We start from the raw sequence: 20,822 nt of genomic DNA, 5'->3' as shown, positions 1-20,822 counted from the left end.
TTTTTGGATAAGTTAATTGGTAAATCAAAGGAGATGGAAAATATGTCAAATGTAAAAGTAGCAGTAGTATTTTATAGTATGAGTGGAACAAACTATCAATTAGCTAAATGGGCTGAAGAAGGAGCTAAAGAAGCAGGTGCTGAAGCTAAAGTATTAAAAGTACAGGAATTAGCTCCTCAATCAGTTATTGAAGGCAATGAAGCATGGAAATCTACTGTAGAAGCAACTAAAGATGTTCCGGAAGCTACATCAGATGATCTGGAATGGGCAGACGCCATCATATTTAGTGTACCAACCCGCTTCGGAAACATGCCTTCACAAATGAAGCAATTCCTTGATATCCAAGGTGGAATATGGGCAGAGGGCAAGACAGTAAATAAAGTTGTGAGTGCGATGACCTCTGCACAAAACCCGCATGGTGGTCAGGAAGCTACCCTATTATCTTTATATACTTCCATGATGCATTGGGGTGCTATTATTGCAACTCCGGGATACACTGATCCGGTTCTGTTTGGCGCTGGAGGAAATCCATATGGAACAAGTGTCACGGTAGATCAGGATGGCAATATGGTTGAAGACGTTGAAGGTGCAGTAAAGCATCAGGCAAAACGTACTGTTACAGTTGCAGACTGGGTTAAAAAAGGAAATCAATAATTACATCTATATACTGAGAGTCAATCAAAAAACTTTGATTGACTCTCTTTTTATTATGGTTTCTTTGAAATTGCTCACATATAAAATAACTCCCGCCTATTTAGACGGGTATTTCATATATGCAATTGCACCGAAAAGACATAGAAAGATGTTTAACTAAAACACTGTTAACCATTGTACTTGACTCGCATTAACGCCAGTAAAGCTAAAAACATCTAAACAGACTCATAAGCGAGAAATTTTTAAAAGAGGAATACATCAGATTTATATCCTTTAAGAAAATCAGGCATAGATGGCCTGAAGAAAATAGTTCACTGGTTCAGCAGTCCTGAGTATGTATCAAAGGTATCGTGAGGCAATTAACGATACCTTTAATTCTTTAGCTGACGGAAAGTTGCTGTAAGGAACAGAAATGGATAGGTAATAGAAAATCTTATTCTTTATCCTTGCTGTAAATCCCAAACTTACGAGGATACACATCAAGCGCAGGATCATAACTATTAACAAACTGCTCATCTGGCTTTTTAGTCATCGATTGGCTCCAAGGAGGTGTAGTCTCTCCGCTTTCTGCCGTATCCTTTGGCATACGAATACCATATCGTTTTCGGATTATCGTTTCAATTTTTTCTGTCAATTCCATCCCTAATTGAAGGCTCTTAAACAACCATTTTTCCACGTTTTCGCTGATCATCTTTTGTGCGGCATCAGCACCCTGCGTTCTCAGCAATGAAAGATACTTTTTCTTCCACTGCTTTATGTTCGTTCAGCATTTTCATTTCAAGCTTTTCTATGCTTCCTGTCACTCGTTTTAAGAAAAGTTAGGGATACTCACTCGTAAAATACAACAGTCGTTTAAATTCACGAGTTGCATACCTTGTTGCTTCTTGCATTGCATAATACGGACTTAAAGGTTCCGATGCGGAGTATTTGGTCAAATAACGGTGTTGGACAAATTCAGGAGGAACTGCTGACGGTTTCGTTACAATTGGAATTGGAATTGGAACGTATAGTGTGGTGACTGCCCCTGTGATTGCTACCCAAAGTGTTTGCAAATCCTTATGCACATCAGGACGTATATGGGCAACCTGACCATAACCTGCCTGGTCATTGGACCAGCGTGGATTCCTTACTAGTGCAAGTATATTCTCAAGGGACATTGGAATGAATGGTAGAAGTTCTTCCTCTTATACCGGCGGGACCCGCATTGCAATGTAGTGATCCTCATCCTTATCAACACCTTCTCCCGGAAAAGGCATACTATACACTTCCTGCAAATTTAAATAGTTAGGATCATCCTGCTCTGGGTTCCACCATCCTTGCTCCATGGCAAAATCAACAAGGTTGTCTGACCCCATATAGTCATCATTGTTTTTAAAATCAACAGGGAAATCATGTATATAACCTGGATAGGAAACACGCACATCTTTGGGGCCGAGTCGTTCTGCTGCCCATAACCCTTGGCCGCCGGTATATTCTATCATCACCCGGCCCTCATTCTTATCTGCAAAAAGATGGGAATTGCCTCCATATGTTGCATAGCCATACTCATTGATCAAACCGCCGGCAATTTTCACTGCTTCACGAGCTGTTGTTGCACGCTCCATTGCAATACGCGCGAGATCACTATAGTTCACTCCTCTTTATGGTTCAGGTGTCATATCTATTAATTCCTGTCGAATCAACCAAACATCACGCCCTGCTACACCATGTTCGTTTAATCCACCATTTGTTAATGGTGGAGGAAAACCAAGAAAGTTTGAATAGGTGGAGCTGATGTATTTATACGTGTGTCTGACCTGGGGAATAATGATAAGTTCTCCAGGCATATTTGCTTCCTCCGTACCCCGACCTGAATCTTTGAGCCCACTGGATGATTCTGCGCTTGCACAATATCTATCCAATCGCTGGAAGGTTCATGGTCAAACCCACGAAGTAGTGCGGATCCATCGGTTGTTAAATTTTTCCCAACATAAAAAGCATTACTCATATTATAGACTCTATTTTTGAAAACTTTACATTTATCCTATGTATTCCATATATACGGGTTAATAACTTATGGATGATATTGTATTTCATTTTAAACCTAACGATTATATTAAAGATATTCAAGAACATTTAACTTATAGTACATTAACACAACAATGGCCATTTACATCCACATGATAAAGAACATTAAAAAAGAGGTTTCCACTAAGTTTAATAACTTAATGGAAACCTCTTGAAAAACCTTTTATAAATATATTAGTCGTTTTTTTGGTGGATTGGTTTTCTCTAACAAGCTATAAGCGTTGATATAACAAGTTTTTTTAACCTATATTACATCATGCCGCCCATTCCACCCATGCCGCCCATGTCAGGCATTCCGCCGCCACCGGCTTCTTCTTCAGGAATATCAGCTACTACTGCTTCCGTAGTCAGGAACATAGCTGCAACAGATGCTGCGTTTTGCAGTGCAGAGCGGGTAACTTTTGTCGGGTCAACGATACCGGCATCAACCATATTTACCCATTCTCCGGTAGCTGCATTATATCCAACGCCTACTTTTTCGCCTTTCAGTTTCTCTACAATGATAGAGCCTTCCAGGCCGGCGTTTTCCACAATACGGCGTACAGGTTCTTCCAGTGCACGGCGTACAATATTAACACCAGTTTCTTCGTCACCTTCGAGTTGAAGCTCTTCTACTTTTTTCAGTACATTGACCAGTGCTGTTCCACCACCGGAAACGATACCTTCTTCCACTGCTGCACGTGTGGAGTTAAGCGCGTCTTCAATACGCAGTTTACGCTCTTTCAATTCTGTTTCGGTTGCAGCACCAACTTTGATTACTGCTACGCCGCCAGCCAGTTTGGCAAGACGCTCCTGCAGTTTTTCTTTATCAAATTCAGAAGTAGTTTCTTCCACCTGTGCACGGATTTGCTGAACACGGGAAGAAATTGTTTCAGGGTTTCCTGATCCTTCTACAATGGTAGTGTGCTCTTTAGTTACTACTACTTTGGAAGCACGGCCCAATTGCTCAAGCTCTGTGCTCTTCAGGTCCAGACCAAGATCTTCGGTAATTACTTCTCCGCCTGTCAATGTAGCAATATCTTCCAGCATTGCTTTACGACGGTCACCAAACCCTGGAGCCTTCACTGCCACTGCGTTAAATGTGCCGCGCAGTTTGTTTACAACCAATGTAGCAAGTGCTTCACCTTCCACATCTTCAGCGATTAACAGAAGCGGTTTGCTTTGCTGTACAACTTGCTCAAGTACAGGTAGTACTTCCTGGATGTTGCCGATTTTCTTATCTGTGATCAGAATATACGGATCTTCCAAAACTGCTTCCATTTTATCCTGGTCTGTTACCATGTATGGAGAAGCATATCCGCGGTCGAATTGCATCCCTTCCACTACTTCAAGTTCTGTGCTGAATCCTTTTGATTCTTCAACAGTGATAACACCATCGTTGCCCACGCGCTCCATAGCTTCTGAGATCAGGCTTCCCACCTCATCATCTCCGGATGAAACAGATGCAACCTGTGCAATGGACTCTTTGCTTTCAATAGACTCTGAAATGTTTTTCAGTTCACTTACTGCTGCTTCCACTGCTTTTTCAATCCCACGGCGTACACCTACCGGGTTTGCACCGGAAGTAACGTTTTTCAATCCTTCTGTAATCATGGATTGCGCCAGTACTGTAGCTGTAGTAGTACCGTCACCGGCAACATCGTTTGTCTGAGATGCAACTTCGGATACAAGCTGTGCACCCATATTTTCGAATTGGTCTTCCAGTTCGATTTCTTTTGCGATCGTTACACCGTCATTTGTAATTAATGGTGAACCGAATTTTTTATCCAGAACTACGTTGCGTCCTTTAGGTCCCAACGTTACTTTTACTGCATCCGCCAGCGTATCCACCCCACGCAGCATTGCACGGCGGCCGTCTTCACTGAATTTAATTTCTTTAGCCATTAAAATACCTCCTTGAAAATTCTTCGTATAGTCTGTTTATCTTGAATTAGCTTACAACAGCTAAAATGTCATTTTCACGTAAAATTAAGTATTCTGTCCCTTGATATTTAACTTCGGTACCGGCAAATTTTGAGAAAATAATGCGATCCCCTTCGCTTACTTCAAGTGCCACTTTTTCTCCATTGTCGGTAACACGGCCGGAGCCAACCGCTACAACTTTACCTTCCTGTGGTTTTTCCTGGGCAGAATCGGGTAGAACAATTCCGCTTGCAGTTGTTTCTTCTTGCTCGACAAGCTCGATAACAACACGATCCCCTAGTGGTTTAATCATCTGTAGAATGCCTCCTTGGTTCCATAGTATTTTTAATTGTTAGCACTCTGCATCGGTGAGTGCTAACTCCAATTATTATAATAATTAATTCCGTTTAAAAATGCAAGCATAGAGTCACCATTCCCTGTATTTTTTCATCAGGCCCCGCTTCTTTCCTGACATTTCATTATAAATGGGGGACCCACTTATGGTAAAATACACATGATAAATATGCAAAACATCATGTATGATGAGGATTTTCACATTCAGTTTTAGCGTGTTTGGGAATTGAATTGTTACATCAAACCATATACTGTATAAAGTTTTTCTAAAAGGAGTCGTTTTATTTGCCAAAGCGTTATTGGTGGGTCATTATCACCTATATTGTCATGCAATTTTCAGGGCTTTTGTTTGCCCCTATTTTAATGGACTTGCTTCCCTACAGCGAAGCGGATATTATTATTTATTGGACTATTTTCAGCTTCATCATTGGTCTTATTATTGTGTTGCTGTTAATGCGGCCGGACATGAAAATGGGAAGTGCGCGTAATGCTTCCGGTGCAGGTTCTATTATATTATGGTCGTTTCTCGGTTTGCTCATGGCTTATTTTGGCCAGGGAATTGCTGTATTGATCGAAATGGAATTGCTCGGCATTGAACCCGGATCGGAAAACACCCAAGCAATTATGGATATTGCCCGCTACTCGCCATTGTTTATGGTCGTTCCTGCCATTATCGGGCCTATTTTGGAAGAAATTATTTTCCGTAAAATTATCTTCGGAGAGCTTTATAAAAAAATGAATTTTTTCTTTGCTGCCCTGCTGTCCTCATTTATCTTCGGGATCATCCACGGAGAGCCGCAGCATCTGTTAATATACGCAACAATGGGATTTGTATTTGCATTTCTGTATGTGAAAACAAAACGAATTATTGTACCGATCATTGTGCATGCTGCTATGAATTCACTGGTCGTTTTTGCACAATATAATATGGACCCGGAAGAAATTGAAAGAATACTGAACGAGCTGCAGTTTATCTTTTTTGGAGGCTAACATATGAGGTTTTCACCGCGGACCATGGCTATTATCTATTTCTTCCTCGGTATCTTCTTTATCTATGTAGCCATACAAAGTGTGGAAGATACCATATGGAATGTAACCACCGTGGTGCTCGCTTTATTTGCCACCCTGGAGATTGGTGTGAGCATCAGGTTAATGGCTATGTATTTCAGAATGAAAAACAATGAAAAATAAACACGCAAAATGCTCTTATTTTCTGGTCTACAAAAACACAGCATACCAATACTGGTATGCTGTGTTTTTTTTAGCCTACTTCATTTTTTCGCAAGCAAAATGCATTACCATGTTATTGAATCTGAGATAAGTTTTCAATCCACTCATCTCTATCTTCAATTACATCTTCTATCACGGTATATCTTACTGCAAATAAATCCTCATCTTTTACGAAGGTACGGGCAAGTTCTTCCTGATCAAATTGCATCGGGTCATTTTCCACCGAGAATTCAAATATTCCTTCTTCTTCGGTTTCTTCCAGCCGGTTAAATGCAAATTCACCTTCTGCCGTCATATCTGTTAAATTGGTCTCCATGACATCCATAAATTGTGCAACTCCGATTTCATCTTTTCCGCCAGGGAAATAATGTACTGTTACAAGTTCCGAGAAATCGTCAATATCATCTCCCGGCATCAGATATTCAGCAATGGCTTCACCCATATCTTCCGCATAGTGGATCAGTACCCATTCATCTTCATCAAATGGCATTTCCAGCCCGGATACAGCATCAGCATACTCGCCTTCCATTACTACTTCTTCTGCTGCCCCTTCCTCTAATGGCTCCCCATTTTCATCCAGTACAACGTAATCTACGAGCTCCGTATCATAAATCTTCCATTCTCCATCTTCCGGACGCAAAATATGGACACCGGTCAGTTCATTATTTTCATAAACCGGCCCATCCAGTTTAATATTCGTCTGTGTGTAAAAAACCCTTGCTTCCTCTTCGGATTTTTCTTCCACTTCCATATCAGAAATGTCAATGTCCAATGTGTAAACGGACATATCTTCCAGGATTTGCTCCGTCTCTGCATATCCCGGTGATTCAGAGTGCAGTGTTTCCATATGGGCTGTCTTATCATCATCCGCCATAGTCGCCACGTTACGCTCGAGGACTGCAAACAACTCCTCATCCTCCGGTATGCTTGCTTCTTCCTCCTCTTCCTCAGCTTCTTCCTCTTCTTCGGTTGCTTCAGCTTCTTCTTCCGTGTCCGCCTCTTCTTCTTCGGCCTCATCTACTCCTGCATCATCATTACAGGCTGCCAGGAAAATACCGAGCAAAAGACCCAAGGCCAAAAGTAACAGTTTCCACTCTCTCACTTACGCTACCTCCTATGTAATTGTTTAATAAAATCAAGGCTGCTCACAAGAAATTTGGCTACTGCCCACCTTTGCAGTAGCCCCTATGGTACTTATGCAGAAGAAAATACTTTAGTGCCGATTAGAAAAGCTCGCCCTATAGCGAATCTTTAGCTTTTCTTATACTTAGCACTTAAAAATTTTTACTACCTCGAAATACTTCTCTGGGACCACGGTACAGCAGTTCCTAGCCCCACCATAAAGATTTGCAAAAATTTTATACTTTCTTTCTTGCAAGTAAGGAAATATAGTCAGCATAGCACGCTTGTTTTTATGTACAGCCTTCATTTCTCGCGTGCTTTCTTCAAGTTTCTATGGTGCCCCCGTCATTCATTTTCATATTTTCAAAGAAAAAGTGCATTATTTATTTGCTTAAAGGGTGCATCGCCATTATTTTGTATTATTGCAAATAATTTTAAAAACCGGATAACACCTGATTAGAAAAAATGATTATTTCACAACCATTATGAAGAAAGCATCACCCTATATCATAGACTATGGCCAGGCATCCGAAAAGATGCCTTTTGACTTATAAAACCAAAATTTATAGGTATAATTTACTATTTTAAATTTATTTCAAGAATTCCCACAAATTTTATGCCGCAAAAAAGAGACCTTTTCAGCCTCTTAATTCTCCACCGAGTTCTTTGTTAAAGGATAATGTTTCAGGAAATATACCAAGGCCTGCAGTTCCACGGCCAAATCGATATGATGAACCCGTATATGATTGGGTACAGTAATGCGTGCAGGGGTAAAATTTAATATTCCTGTAATCCCCAGATCAACTAACCTATCCGTAACAGTGTCCGCTTCCTCTGCGGGAATGGTCAAAATGGCAACTTCAATCCCTTCCATTTTTTCCTCCAGCTGATCGATATGGTAGATGGGTACATCACTGATTGTCGTGCCAACTTTAGTAGGATCAGCATCAAATCCCATTTGGATCCTTATATTGTTGTTTTTCAGGAAATTATAATTTAGAAAGGCTGTTCCCAGGTTACCGACTCCAATCAATGCAACATCTGTAACTTCATCCTGGTCCAATGTTTTTCTAAAAAAACCAAGCAGGTATTCCACATTATACCCATAACCTTTCTTACCAAGCGCACCAAAGTAGGAAAAATCCCTGCGTATGGTGGCAGAGTCGACTTTCACCGCTTCGCTCAGCTCTTTGGAAGAAACCCTGCGTTTCCCCTGGTGGTTTAAATTATTTAAAAATCGGTAATAAAGCGGCAATCGCTTTGCCGTTGCTTGTGGTATTTTATTCTGATCCATGTTGATTCCTCTTTTCTTCCCGGTAGTAGTCTCCTGACTTTCCACCTTTTTTCTCCACTAAATAGGTTTGACCAATAACCATTGATTTATCAATGGATTTACACATATCGTAGATGGTAAGCGCGGTGGCAGAAGCTGCTATTAAAGCTTCCATCTCCACACCCGTGGAACCTTTCGTCTTTACAAACGCTTTTATACCCAGCTCGTAGGTACCGTCTTTCACAAACCATTCAAAGGAAATATCAATAGAAGTTAATGGCAGCGGATGGCACATAGGAATGATATCGGACGTTTTCTTGGCTGCCATCACGCCTGCAACCTGCCCTACTGCGAGCACATCCCCTTTTTTTATACTTTTTTCCGTAATTTTATAATATATTTCTTCATTAACCAAGATACTAGTTCTGGCTATAGCAGTCCGCTCTGTTTCTTTTTTCTCGCTAATATCCACCATTCGAGCTCTGCCTTCTTCATTAAAATGTGTGAAATCAGACATTCGCTTCACTCCATTATTCCAGCGTTTATCTCTATTTTAACAGAAATTCAGCCGGAAGTCGTGATTTATTTCACAATTATATTGCTTGCTCCATCAATTATAAGATAAACTGGAAGGTGATGAGGTGAAGATAATGATTCAGATGCAAATAAATGCGCTTTCCAAATCTTACGGTGCGGAAGAGATTTTATCTAATATAAAACTGGAAGTGAAACAAAATGACCGGATCGCCATTGTCGGGAGAAATGGTGCAGGAAAATCAACCTTAATGAAAATTATGGCCGGGGAGCTTACCTATGATGAAGGAGAGCTTTTTAAGCCAAAAGATTTAACGATCGGTTATCTTGCACAGCATACTGTACTGGAGTCTGAGAAGTCGATCTGGGATGAAATGCTGGAAGTGTTTTCCCATTTGCTTCACAAAGAAAACGAACTGCGGACAATGGAAAAAAAACTGCAAAAATCGGACACCCTCTCCGGCAAGGATTATGAAAAGCTGCTGCATGATTACGATCAGCTCATGGAAAACTTCCAAAAAGAAGGCGGATATACGTATGAAGCCGATATAAAGTCTGTACTCACCGGACTCCATTTCCATCATTTTGATTACGATACACCGATCAGTGAATTAAGCGGTGGACAAAAGACGAGACTTTCTTTGGGTAAATTGCTGTTGAGCAGGCCGGACCTTCTCCTGCTGGATGAGCCGACAAACCATTTGGATATGGACACCCTCAACTGGCTCGAAAATTACTTGGTGGGATATCCCGGTTCCATTGTAGTCATTTCCCATGACCGTTATTTTCTCGATAAGACCGTTTCCATCGTCTATGAAATTTCACGGCATAAAACAAAAAAGTATCATGGTTCCTACAGTGATTTTCTGAAACAGAAAGCCTTGGACTATGAAAAAGAACTGAAGGAATTTGAAAGACAGCAAACTGAAATAAAGCGGCTGGAGGATTTTATTCAGCGCAATATTGCCAGGGCTTCGACGACAAAAAGAGCGCAAAGCAGAAGGAAACAGCTGAACCGTATGGAAAAACTCGACAAGCCATTGGGGGATGAGTCTTCTGCCAACTTTTCCTTTCAAATAAACAGACGAAGCGGAAATGACGTATTAAAATTGGAGGATCTTTCATTTCGCTATGAAGAGGAAGAAGCGATGTTGTTCAGAAATGCCACGCTCCATGTGAACCGTGGGGAAAGAATTGCGCTTATCGGTCCAAATGGTGTCGGAAAAACAACCCTGCTGAAAACCATCCTGGGGAAAAATACACCAAGCAGCGGCACGATTCAAATAGGAACGAACGTACAAATCGGATACTATGACCAGGAACAGGCTAACTTGACATCCTCCAAAACGGTACTTAACGAATTATGGGATGATTACCCGCAGATTAATGAAAAAGATATCCGTACCGTTTTAGGGAACTTTCTATTTACCGGGGATGAAGTATTAAAACCGGTCCAAGCTTTAAGCGGGGGAGAAAAAGCAAGGCTGGCACTGGCCAAGCTGATGATGCAAAAGGCAAACCTGCTTATTATGGACGAGCCGACAAACCACCTGGACATCGACAGTAAAGAGGTATTGGAAGCAGCACTGCAGGATTATCCGGGAACGATTATTTTTGTTTCTCATGACCGTTATTTTATCAACAGAATTACCGACCAGGTAGCTGAAATGAATAAAGACGGAATTACTCTTTATCTCGGCGATTATGATTATTACACAGAAAAGAAAGAAGAAGAAGCTGAACGAAAAAGGTTAAGAGAAGCGGGAGAAAAAGCAAAAAAACGGGAAGCAAAGAAAAACAGCTACTGGGAAGTAAAACAGCTGCAAAGTGAACAGCGGAAGCGAAAAAGAAAAATTAGCGAGTTGGAAACCCAAATAGAGAAACTGGAAGAAGCCATTGCAGAACTGGAGGAGCAGATGACAGACCCGGAAGTCTACCAGGACCATGAGAAAGCCTTAAGCCTGACCATGGAAACAAATGAATTAAAACAGCAAGCTGAGGTATTAATGGAAGAATGGGCCGGTTTGCAGGAAGAGGAAGAAGCGAATTTGTAAGCAAAAGGAAGATAGAATAGTTGAGCTATACCTGTCTTTCGCGCAATGAAAACAGTGTTCTTTTTTTACACTGAGCATAGGCTTCCCGACCATCTCGTGTAGCTTTTAAATATGGCCTGATCCTTTAAAGCTACGCATTATATGAAAAATAAAAAGAATCCATTTTGAAAAAAGTTGTATCAAAATGGATTCTTTATTTTTTGTTTGGTGAAGTCTTTATAACAACCAAAAAAACCCGTTGTGAAGAATCTTTTCTAATTATATAGAAATCAAACACCATCATTAGATATGCTCATTCTCTATGATTAACTTCTTATTTTACAATCCATCCACCATCAACTGGCACAACCGCCCCATGCATAAAGGAAAAATCTTCACTTGCCAGGAATAATGCAACAGTAGCAATTTCTTCCGCTTGACCATATCTGCCTGCCGGAACAGAATTTACTGCTTCCATTACATCTGCTGAACCTTCTTCAAAGATTTCTTTTGTCATACCTGTTTCAATTGCTCCAGGTGCAATTGCATTTGCTTTTATACCTTTTGGACCATAATCAAATGAAAGCTGTCTTGTATAGCCGGCAATACCATGCTTAGCAGCTGTATATGCTGCGCCACCGCCTCCTGCAACAAATGCGGCAATGGAAGCAATATTGATAACGGTACCTTGTCCGTTTTCAATCATTTGTGGAAGTACGGCGTTCGTCACATAGTAAACACCTTTCAGATTTATATTAATAGTTTTATCCCAAAGATCTTCTGATGTTTCCAGACTTGGAGCATATCCATCTAGAATACCGGCTGTATTACTTAGAATATCAACCCTTCCGTACTGTTGCAGTCCCTTATTAACTGCAGCTTCTACACTGGCTTTGTTTGATACATCTATTTCTACTGCCAATGCATCTCCGCCTTCAGTTTTAATTTCTTCTGCAACTTTTTTCACCCCTTCAATATTAATATCAGCGCCTATGACGGTTGCACCTTCTTTTGCAAAAAGGGAAGCTTGAGCTTTACCCATCCCAGATCCTGCACCTGTTATAAATGCAATTTTGTTATCCAATTTTCCCACTTTAATTCTCCTTTTAATGTAGTATTAAAATCGCTTCGTTATAAATGTAAGCATTATTTCGACATTGCTAAACATCTATACGCACGCAGACACTAAGAGCATACTCTTTTCAAGCGAAGTTACTAATTAAATATCTTAGTTATATGCAAATAAGTGAGGTTAATACTTTGGACCTAAATCAATATTTAACCGAAAAAAGTACCTATGCTGTCTCATTACCCTCTTTTAATAAAGCACCCGATTATTAAAAACAGAATAACTGGAACATTAATCTAAATAAAACCCTAATAATTGGGGTAACATTAAAAAGAGGTGATTACATGGATAAAGAAGAATTAAAACTCACATCTGCTGAAATAGGAACATTGTGGGGACAATATATAAATGGTACTGCTGTTGATATTGTAAATAAATATATGTTGTCCATTATAGAAGATGATAAGATAAAAGAAATATTCCAAGATGCAATAAAAACTTTCGATAAACAAAAGCAACAAATAAAAAAGTTTATTGAGAACGAAAGATTTCCAGTTCCAGTTGGGTTTTCAGAATCAGACCTTAATAAAGGAACCGAAAGATTGTTTTCTGACATATTTTGTTTGCAATACTTACACATTATGACGTTGCATGGTTTATTAGGGCATACTACATCACTTAGTTCTTCTGTTAGAAGGGATTTAAGACATTTTTATGAATCATGCAGCAATGATGGAATGAGTATGTATCAGCGAACTACTGAATTACTATTGGAGAAGGGACATTTTCAAAGGGACCCTTACTTTTACCCTGAAAAAAAACCGGAATTTGTCTCAGGTCAACAATTTATTAATGGCTTTTTTGGAGATAAACGTCCTTTAGCTGCAACAGAAATTATTGCACTCTCCCTTAATATAAAAAAGAAAATAATGGAAAAATCACTTTCAATAGGATTTAGCCAAGTGACAAAATCAAAAGAGGTGAGAAAATTTTTAGAGAGTACCCAAAATGCTTCCAACCAACAAATTCAATCATTAAGCAAAATTTTAAAAGGAGATAATTTGCCTGTTCCAATGTCTTGGGAGTCAGAGGTTACGCCATCACGGGATGCTCCCTTTTCAGACAAGTTAATGTTGTACCACATGGGATTCTTATTACAATCTGCACAATCATATCATGGTGCAGGTCTTGCTTCAGCAATGCGAGTAGATCTTGTAACCACTTATGAAAAAATCATATTAAAAAATATAATGATTACAAAAGAATGGTTCAATTTAATGACCAAAAATAAATGGCTGGAACAACCACCACTCGCTCCAAATAGAAAGGAAATAGCAAGAGACAACTACTGATATAAAAGATGGAACAGTATCAACCAATATCTGATCATGACTTTCAAACCCTTAATATGACACACCCAATTATATTGTATTTTCCAATATATTTTTATATCATTTTCGGAGCTTATCACGGAAAAGCAAACAGTTGTATGAAGATTTCCAAAACAATTTTAAATAGAATGGACATATACAAAAAAGAAAAAGGTTGGGAACTCGTACACAAGCTAACTTTCACTTAATACAAGCAGTACTCGATAAGTCAGACAATTGAGAAGGAAAAAACCATCCCTTGTCCGAAGGCGATTCGTCCCCCACTTACTCATTGGGCTTTGCCCTGGGGGTTTTATTATGGCCTTCCTCCATCGAACAATAAGCATAAATAATAAAAGTAACCCAAGTAATTTAATGACACCTGTCAGCCATACGATGATGATAAAAGAAGGAGAAGGATATTTCATAGATCGCGCCTCCAAGGGACCTGACACCGATTCTCCCTCCCATGGCCCAATAAAAACTCATTCCTGAAAAAACAATGGTCCAAATCATGCCCAAAGTGATGATCCAATCATTTCTCTTCATTAGAAGATGAACATCCCCCCTTTATCTTCATTAGCAGGATATTTTTTAATTCAATTTTAAGCTTTTTCTATTCGTAAGAAATGGAAAAAGTATTGACTTAAATTACCCGACAATTTTTCAAAGAAATTGAAGCGGTTCTCTTATTTAATCTCAAAAGGATTCATGCTGCTTTCATAAATGCATCCTATCCAGGATTAACTCGTGAGTAGTTTCTTTTATTTCCATTTTCGTGGATTAATTGGTTATTTATTAATTTACAGCCTGTATTTTAATTTTAATTTTCTGAACTTAAATATTTTACTCTGGTACCTGTTTTGTTCTTTTCTTTTCTCTACTCCTCTCAATAAAAAACCTATTACCAAAAAGGTGTTTATTGCTACAGAAGATGATTATAGTTTCATCTTTAACCCTTCGTGTGTTGCTTTAAAACCCAATCGCTCATAAAACTTTAATGCACCTGGTCTATTTTTGTCAGTTGTCAGTTGTACTAAATGACATCCTCGTTCTTTAGAGCGTTGAATTGCCCATTTTATTAGTTGAGTACCTACACCCTTACCTCTTACAGAGGCTGCTGTTCTCACTCCTTCTATAGTAGCTCTCCATCCGCCTTGGTGTGTTATATAAGGTGTAAAAGTAATTTGTTGTACCCCTATTACTTTATTTCCGTCACAGGCCACTACTAACTCGTTGTTAGGATCTGAAGAGATATCCTTAAATGCTTTTAAGTAACTATTTGGAAGTGGATGCTCGTAACGCTCTCGTTTACTACCCAAAACATCATCAGCAAGCATTGCAACAATACTATCTAAATCTTTTTCAGCAGCCATTCTAAACCTTATTTCTGTATCCATTCAAATTCCCCCTTCTTTTATAAACCTTTTATTTCAACGCTAAATGTTTATAGGTTAATTATTATTTTAGGAAAAACAGTAAGTTTTAAATTTGTTAAATATGCTTGATCGCCTTCATAAACTACGTCTGATCTATTGCTGCTTTACTGCTTTCCAAATTGTCCATCTATCTTTTTCAACTATTTGTGTATTTGTTTTTAATACGCTGTCTATATAGCTTACCAGTAATTTTAATTCGTCATCGTCTAATTCATGTAAAATACTTCTGCCGGTTCTTTCACTTATGTCCTTCAACAGTTGGTCTTTATTATGGTAAACTTTTCTAGTCTCCCACAGTTTGACTTCTTCTATAGAATTGAACCCAACTTCCTTTAAAGTTTCCATTACATATTTATTATCGTGTCTGCGTTTGGTTTCAATTTCACTTAATTCAGGAAAGAGTTGAAAGAAATAACCTCTGATATGGTTTTCATTACCTTTTAGTAAGCAATCTTCAGGAGTACGGTCCTGTATAATATAGCATCCTTTGCTTTTCAAAACTCTATAACCTTCTTGGAAACAGCCTTTTAGATCGTCAATATGATGAATCAGCGCTCTCTCAAGCAGGAAATCATAAGTGTTATTTTCTAAACCTGTCTCAAGTGCATTCCCATGTTTAAAAATAATATTTTTATATTCTTTACAATTACCTCTCGCAGCTTCAAGTATGGCTTCCGAAAAATCAATACCAGTTACAAAATCAACTCCCATGTCTGACAAAGCCTTGGAATAAATTCCTCCGCCACAGCCAACGTCCACAGCATTAAATATATTTTCGAGGGGTACAAGCTTCTTTATTTTTTCAATCCATGATTTGTCTGCAGTTCGTGTTGTATAAGCAGCTTGATTTTTCCTGTTATGAAAGTCAATGCTCATATTAAGAACCTCTTCTCTGGGTCTATTTATTCTAATCATAACTCATAATGCAAAAAACTTATAATACTTATTTTTTATGTACACAGATAAGTTTCCCTTATCTATTTTATTCGATTAGTTTACACTAATTCCTTCAATGTAAATGCATATTGTCCAGGGATTGCCGGTACAAGGATGTGGGAGCGGATAGATAAAAAAGTGATGGTGCATATGGGTATGAAGAAAGGAGGAGCATTCGATAAATTTTTCAATACTATTGGCCCATACGTCGGAGGTGGTTTGTGATCATGTTTCCTTCCTCGCTTCAGAGGCTTCAAATTATATTACGGGACAATCGATACTTACAGATGGGGGAATAATATTTTAATAATCGGAAGGATTTGCAGCAGCTATTGTATAAATGACAAACCAAACTGTCGAAAATCATTTATGAAAACCAGGGTTGCCAACCAAGTCTCAGTATTGTTGACATATATAAACCGCCTTATCACAGAAATCCACAGCATGATAAAAATACATGCTGTGGATTTTTCATGACCATGTTATTAACCTCAATTACGCTTTGTTTATCCACAAAGTTATCTACTTCGAAAAGCCTGCAGCTATGGTTATCAACAAAGTTATGCACATTATCCACAAGGAACTAGTACTTTTTACACAGTTTTTACCCACAATACGAATGCTGTTATTCCTGGATTTTGTAAAGATATACACATACCTGTGGATAACATGTTACTTTAATACCAACTTGGCACTGGCGTTTAAGTCCATCCCATCCCGTTTTCCCTGTTCATACAGCACTTTCCCGGCTGCTGCAATCATCGCCGCATTATCTGTGCACAAGTTTAATGCCGGAAAGTGCAAAGGGATTTCGTTATTTAGAAATTGCTGTTTCAGCGCTTCTCTTAAACCTTTATTTGCTGCAACTCCCCCTGCTACAATCACTTGTTTCACATTATACATTTGGGCTGCTTTGAAGGTTTTGGCTGTCAGCACCTCAATGACACTTTCCTGGAAGCTGGCAGCAATATCGGCAGGTTCCAATCTTTCCCCACGCTGTTCTGCATTATGCAGCTTATTTATGACCGCTGATTTTAACCCGCTGAAACTAAAATCAAAACTGCCCTCCTCCAGCCATGCTCTCGGAAAATCAATATTCGCATCGCCTTCAGATGCCAGACGATCAATTTGCGGTCCACCCGGATAAGGTAACTTCAGCATGCGGGCCACTTTATCATACGCTTCGCCCGCTGCATCATCCCTTGTTTGCCCAATCAATTCATACTGACCGTGCTCTTTCATTAATATCAATTCGGTATGCCCGCCGGAAACAATCAATGCAAGAAGGGGGAATGAGAATTCATTTTCCAGTCTATTGGCATATATATGTCCTGCGATATGGTGGACACCGATCAAAGGTTTTTGATTCGCAAATGCCAACGCTTTTGCTGCATTCACTCCCACCAGCAGCGCGCCTACCAGTCCCGGTCCTTCCGTGACTGTTATGGCATCGATGTCGTCCCAGGTCACCTTCGCTTTATTCATTGCTTCTTCCAAAACGATTGTCATTTGTTCCACATGATGGCGGGAAGCAATCTCAGGTACAACACCGCCAAATCGTTTATGACTTTCAATTTGTGAGGCAACGACATTTGAAAGAATTACCGTTCCATTTTTCACAACAGCAGCTGCCGTTTCATCACAGCTTGTTTCAATTCCTAATATAATTGTATCTTTTTTCATTTTAAATTCACCCACATCACTATTGCGTCTTCCTGGTTATCCACATAATAATTTTTTCTGATGCCGCCGGGTACCAGGCCAAACTTACGGTACATTTTCTGTGCTGCTATATTTGATTCTCGAACTTCCAATGACAACCGGCTGACATTCATCAAAATAAGCTTTTGTATTGTATATCGAAATAGCTTTTCTCCCAATTTCTTCCCGCGGTACTCCGGCAAAACAGCGATATTCGTAATTTGTGCATCATCCACTACAACCCAGACACCAACGTATCCGATAATTTTATCATTCAAAAGCATAACAAAATAATACGCATGGTCATTCCTGGTAATTTCCCCATAAAAGATTTCCTTCGTCCAGGGTGCGGAAAAAGTCGCATTTTCCACCTGCCATACCGCTTCCACATCCTGTACGTTCATCGGTCTGATTGTGAGTTCAGCCATTTTGCTCATTTCCCTTTTGTTTTAGCCAATTAGCCTCTGCTTCTGCCAATCGCAAATAATTGGGTTCCAACAAATGAGTTTCTTCCGCTTTTCTGGTCATCCCTGCCAATGCAAGATGGGAAGGCCTGGCCAGATGAAAAATGTCTTCCGGGATAGATGCCGACATACCAAGCTTTTCCCTGATTATTTCTTTATACACAGATATATCCGGGCTTAAAAAAATAACTTCTTGCTGATCTTCAGCAAGTTTCTTTAAAAGAGTTTCCATCGGTAAATTGGCTTCCTCATAAACCGGAACCGATTTATTCCCATCCCACTTATATATCCCTGAAAACACCCGTCCCCGGCGTGCATCAAAAAATGGACAGATGTAGCCATTAAAGTTACGTGCTTGGTAGCTGAGTGCTTCCAGACTGGAGACACCTACAACAGGAATGTTTAATGCCCATGCCATCGTCTTTGCCGTTGTAAGACCAATTCGTACTCCTGTGTACGAACCAGGACCTTTAGCTACAACAATTTTATTCAATTCTTCCGGTGCGATGGACACTTCCTTCATCATCTGTTCAATCGCCGGCATCAGCCTGACGGAGTGGTTTTTCTTTATATTCGTTACGATTTCACCTAAAATTTGATTATCCTGTAAAAGCGCAACTCCCATTGCCTGATTCGATGTATCAATTGCAAGTAAGTTCATTACAATAACTCCTTATAAATAACGCATAAAATCATTCAGTATAACTTCATAATAAAAGCTGGTTGCTGTAAACTCCAGTCTCCTCGTGCGTTCGTCCACGTAGGCAATCTTTATATTCAGCCGATTCTCGGGTAAAAAAGATTCAATATAAGATGCCCACTCGACGACACAAACCCCATCACCTTCAAAGTATTCTTCAAAACCAATATCTTCCTCTGCATATTCCAAGCGATATGCATCCATATGGTATAATGGAAGGTTGCCCTGATACTCTTTAATAATTGTAAATGTCGGACTGCTGATTGTGTCTTTTACGCCAAGTCCGCTTGCTACGCCTTTGGTAAAAGCTGTCTTTCCTGCACCTAGATCTCCTTCCAATGTCACTACATCACCAGCTTTGAGAAATACAGCCAGTCGTGCCGCTATCCGCTTTGTCTCACTTTCACTATATGTAACTAATTCGTATGTTTTCATCAAACCACCTACTTTAAATGTGTAAACCCTTTTTTGGGTAATATCTCTATTTTGTTATTCACATGAAAATATACACTGCCGGGTTTGAGCCTATTTGTTACTTCCCCAATTTTTGTCACCCTAATACCATGTTGTTGAGCCGTATTTTTAACGTATCCCCAGTCATTTACAGGTATCGTACCAATTAGTTCAAAGTCTTCCCCACCATAGTATTTCCAATCCTTCTGCAGTTTTTGCGGGAATTGACAAAACACGCTGCTCGTTGGTATGGCATCATCTTCAAGCCTAATACTGACCCGGGAAGCTGCTGCAATTTCAGCGGCTTCATTTGCAATTCCATCACTGACATCATTTAATGACATACGCGGGATTTGCTGTAAGGAAGTGGCAAAGTCCACTCGTGGTGTCGGCATTCGATGTTTATTAACAAAATATGATTTATCTTGATACTTGCCGCCCGTATTCATTAGAATGTATAGCCCTGCCTGAGAATCACCCAATGTACCAGTTACAAAAACAATATCTCCAGGTTTAGCCTCATGACGGTATCGTATCTTACCTTGATCCACAAACCCTATCACAGTAATGGAGATCATCAGTTTGTCTCCAGATACGGTGTCTCCGCCAATTAAATCGACCTGATAATGGCCAGCCAATGATTTCATTCCATTAAATATTTCCGACAGTTCTTCCATGGACCAATCTTCGGGTACAACTATAGAGACTAAATAATAAGCCGGTTTTGCTGCCATTGCGGCCATATCACTTAAATTGGCAGCCAATATGCGATAGCCCACATGAAATGGCTCCATTGTTTGCCTGCTAAAATGGACACCCTCTACAAACGTATCCACCGCGGTTACAATGCTCCGGCTTGTCTCACGAAAAACTGCAGCATCATCGCCAATACCTTTAATTAAAGAAGGTTGCTTATATGTTTTCTGTTTTATGGAATCAATAAATGAAAACTCATCCATGTAACCATCACCAATTTCTTTTAGTTCATCGTTAATTTAACTTATCATGACACATTCTTCCTACCTTTATCATAGCAGAAATATAAGATGCGACAAAGAAAGACTCATTTTGGGATTTATAAAGTTTACTGAGTCCTGCATTATTACGTTTATAATTGATAAAACAAAAAACACATGAATCCATTATAAGATCATGTGTACCTTGTTTATATATATTTATGGCGGTCCGGACGGGACTCGAACCCGCGACCTCCTGCGTGACAGGCAGGCATTCTAACCAACTGAACTACCGGACCAGTCAATATGTAGATATGCTGAATTATTAGGTTAAACCAGCACGTATGTTCTGAAAAAGTAAAAAAATTAAACAAGTCCTAGCGACAAAATGTTTTATTAAAGCATTTTTGGTTGCACTATACAGCACTTCTGATTTCCAACTAACGAGGAAGCACATTCAACGTAGTGAGTTGGAGTTTTTTGGTTGCACTTTGCAGCACTACAGATCTTCAATTAGCACAGGAGATTACTCGAAGTAGTAAATTGAAATAATTTGGTTGCACTT

The 20,822-nt window shown here is 39.5% G+C and carries 21 protein-coding genes and 1 tRNA gene; 5 read left to right on the top strand and 17 right to left on the bottom strand.

Annotated features, from left to right (window positions below; genetic code table 11):
• Positions 1-42: 42 nt before the first annotated feature.
• A complete protein-coding gene (gene wrbA, locus ACZ42C_RS18360) occupies positions 43-654 on the top strand; it encodes an NAD(P)H:quinone oxidoreductase (RefSeq protein ID WP_461182246.1) in 612 nt (203 codons plus the stop codon).
• Between the two features lie 433 nt (positions 655-1,087).
• On the opposite strand, the gene ACZ42C_RS18355 is transcribed toward wrbA, so the two are convergent.
• The 5 genes from ACZ42C_RS18355 to groES all read right to left on the bottom strand — a co-directional run bounded on the left by ACZ42C_RS18355 (position 1,088) and on the right by groES (position 4,936).
• Positions 1,088-1,381: a hypothetical protein gene (locus ACZ42C_RS18355; RefSeq protein WP_461182245.1), complete on the bottom strand. Its 294-nt coding sequence runs from the start codon at positions 1,379-1,381 to the stop codon at positions 1,088-1,090.
• 457 nt (positions 1,382-1,838) lie between these two features.
• Positions 1,839-2,288 carry a C69 family dipeptidase gene (locus tag ACZ42C_RS18350; protein ID WP_461182243.1) on the bottom strand — a complete coding sequence of 150 codons (450 nt, stop codon included), beginning with the start codon at positions 2,286-2,288 and terminating at the stop codon, positions 1,839-1,841.
• Positions 2,289-2,294: 6 nt separating this feature from the next.
• The gene (locus ACZ42C_RS18345) at positions 2,295-2,480 is read right to left on the bottom strand and encodes a hypothetical protein (protein WP_461182242.1); all 186 of its coding nucleotides are present in this window, start codon (positions 2,478-2,480) and stop codon (positions 2,295-2,297) included.
• 490 nt (positions 2,481-2,970) lie between these two features.
• On the bottom strand, positions 2,971-4,605 hold the full coding sequence (groL, locus tag ACZ42C_RS18340; protein WP_461182241.1) for a chaperonin GroEL: 1,635 nt from the start codon (positions 4,603-4,605) through the stop codon (positions 2,971-2,973).
• A 46-nt stretch (positions 4,606-4,651) separates the two neighbouring features.
• On the bottom strand, positions 4,652-4,936 hold the full coding sequence (gene groES, locus ACZ42C_RS18335; protein WP_164219699.1) for a co-chaperone GroES: 285 nt from the start codon (positions 4,934-4,936) through the stop codon (positions 4,652-4,654).
• Between the two features lie 326 nt (positions 4,937-5,262).
• On the opposite strand from groES, the gene ACZ42C_RS18330 reads away from it, so the two are divergent.
• Both ACZ42C_RS18330 and ACZ42C_RS18325 read left to right on the top strand, forming a co-directional pair.
• Positions 5,263-5,967: a CPBP family intramembrane glutamic endopeptidase gene (locus ACZ42C_RS18330; protein WP_461182240.1), complete on the top strand. Its 705-nt coding sequence runs from the start codon at positions 5,263-5,265 to the stop codon at positions 5,965-5,967.
• A 3-nt stretch (positions 5,968-5,970) separates the two neighbouring features.
• A complete protein-coding gene (locus tag ACZ42C_RS18325) occupies positions 5,971-6,168 on the top strand; it encodes a YdiK family protein (RefSeq protein WP_461182239.1) in 198 nt (65 codons plus the stop codon).
• A gap of 112 nt (positions 6,169-6,280) precedes the next feature.
• On the opposite strand, the gene ACZ42C_RS18320 is transcribed toward ACZ42C_RS18325, so the two are convergent.
• From ACZ42C_RS18320 to moaC, 3 genes are all read right to left on the bottom strand, one after another.
• A complete protein-coding gene (locus tag ACZ42C_RS18320) occupies positions 6,281-7,309 on the bottom strand; it encodes a hypothetical protein (RefSeq protein ID WP_461182238.1) in 1,029 nt (342 codons plus the stop codon).
• A gap of 666 nt (positions 7,310-7,975) precedes the next feature.
• Positions 7,976-8,623: a redox-sensing transcriptional repressor Rex gene (locus tag ACZ42C_RS18315; RefSeq protein ID WP_461182237.1), complete on the bottom strand. Its 648-nt coding sequence runs from the start codon at positions 8,621-8,623 to the stop codon at positions 7,976-7,978.
• Positions 8,610-9,119, bottom strand: coding sequence for a cyclic pyranopterin monophosphate synthase MoaC (moaC, locus tag ACZ42C_RS18310; protein ID WP_461182236.1), 510 nt, complete (start codon positions 9,117-9,119; stop codon positions 8,610-8,612). The genes ACZ42C_RS18315 and moaC overlap by 14 nt, the downstream gene beginning before the upstream one ends.
• A 133-nt stretch (positions 9,120-9,252) precedes the next feature.
• On the opposite strand from moaC, the gene ACZ42C_RS18305 reads away from it, so the two are divergent.
• The gene (locus ACZ42C_RS18305) at positions 9,253-11,190 is read left to right on the top strand and encodes an ABC-F family ATP-binding cassette domain-containing protein (RefSeq protein WP_461182235.1); all 1,938 of its coding nucleotides are present in this window, start codon (positions 9,253-9,255) and stop codon (positions 11,188-11,190) included.
• A gap of 313 nt (positions 11,191-11,503) precedes the next feature.
• Here the strand turns inward: ACZ42C_RS18305 and ACZ42C_RS18300 are convergent, their stop codons facing one another.
• Complete coding sequence (locus tag ACZ42C_RS18300; RefSeq protein WP_461182234.1) at positions 11,504-12,262, bottom strand: SDR family NAD(P)-dependent oxidoreductase; 759 nt, start codon at positions 12,260-12,262, stop codon at positions 11,504-11,506.
• A 320-nt stretch (positions 12,263-12,582) separates the two neighbouring features.
• Between ACZ42C_RS18300 and ACZ42C_RS18295 the strand changes: the two genes are divergently transcribed.
• Complete coding sequence (locus tag ACZ42C_RS18295) at positions 12,583-13,590, top strand: DUF3231 family protein (protein ID WP_461182233.1); 1,008 nt, start codon at positions 12,583-12,585, stop codon at positions 13,588-13,590.
• A 956-nt stretch (positions 13,591-14,546) separates the two neighbouring features.
• Here ACZ42C_RS18295 and ACZ42C_RS18290 read toward each other — a convergent pair.
• The 8 genes from ACZ42C_RS18290 to ACZ42C_RS18255 all read right to left on the bottom strand — a co-directional run bounded on the left by ACZ42C_RS18290 (position 14,547) and on the right by ACZ42C_RS18255 (position 20,556).
• Positions 14,547-15,008: a GNAT family N-acetyltransferase gene (locus tag ACZ42C_RS18290; protein ID WP_461182231.1), complete on the bottom strand. Its 462-nt coding sequence runs from the start codon at positions 15,006-15,008 to the stop codon at positions 14,547-14,549.
• A gap of 132 nt (positions 15,009-15,140) precedes the next feature.
• On the bottom strand, positions 15,141-15,923 hold the full coding sequence (locus ACZ42C_RS18285; RefSeq protein ID WP_461182230.1) for a class I SAM-dependent methyltransferase: 783 nt from the start codon (positions 15,921-15,923) through the stop codon (positions 15,141-15,143).
• Positions 15,924-16,655: 732 nt separating this feature from the next.
• Positions 16,656-17,666: a tRNA (adenosine(37)-N6)-threonylcarbamoyltransferase complex transferase subunit TsaD gene (tsaD, locus tag ACZ42C_RS18280; protein WP_461182229.1), complete on the bottom strand. Its 1,011-nt coding sequence runs from the start codon at positions 17,664-17,666 to the stop codon at positions 16,656-16,658.
• The gene (rimI, locus tag ACZ42C_RS18275) at positions 17,663-18,112 is read right to left on the bottom strand and encodes a ribosomal protein S18-alanine N-acetyltransferase (RefSeq protein ID WP_461182228.1); all 450 of its coding nucleotides are present in this window, start codon (positions 18,110-18,112) and stop codon (positions 17,663-17,665) included. The genes tsaD and rimI overlap by 4 nt, the downstream gene beginning before the upstream one ends.
• Positions 18,105-18,809, bottom strand: a complete 705-nt coding sequence (gene tsaB, locus ACZ42C_RS18270) for a tRNA (adenosine(37)-N6)-threonylcarbamoyltransferase complex dimerization subunit type 1 TsaB (protein ID WP_461182227.1) — start codon at positions 18,807-18,809, stop codon at positions 18,105-18,107. Before tsaB ends, rimI begins: the two co-directional genes overlap by 8 nt.
• Positions 18,810-18,821: 12 nt before the next feature.
• The gene (gene tsaE / locus ACZ42C_RS18265) at positions 18,822-19,283 is read right to left on the bottom strand and encodes a tRNA (adenosine(37)-N6)-threonylcarbamoyltransferase complex ATPase subunit type 1 TsaE (protein ID WP_461182226.1); all 462 of its coding nucleotides are present in this window, start codon (positions 19,281-19,283) and stop codon (positions 18,822-18,824) included.
• 8 nt (positions 19,284-19,291) lie between these two features.
• Positions 19,292-20,260, bottom strand: a complete 969-nt coding sequence (thiL, locus tag ACZ42C_RS18260; RefSeq protein WP_461182225.1) for a thiamine-phosphate kinase — start codon at positions 20,258-20,260, stop codon at positions 19,292-19,294.
• 219 nt (positions 20,261-20,479) lie between these two features.
• Positions 20,480-20,556 (bottom strand) — tRNA-Asp (locus ACZ42C_RS18255).
• Positions 20,557-20,822: the final 266 nt, after the last annotated feature.

It is taken from the genome of Virgibacillus kimchii (assembly GCF_055379185.1).
The sequence above is the reverse complement of the archived record's forward strand: the minus strand, read 5'-3'. Positions and strand labels throughout refer to the sequence as shown.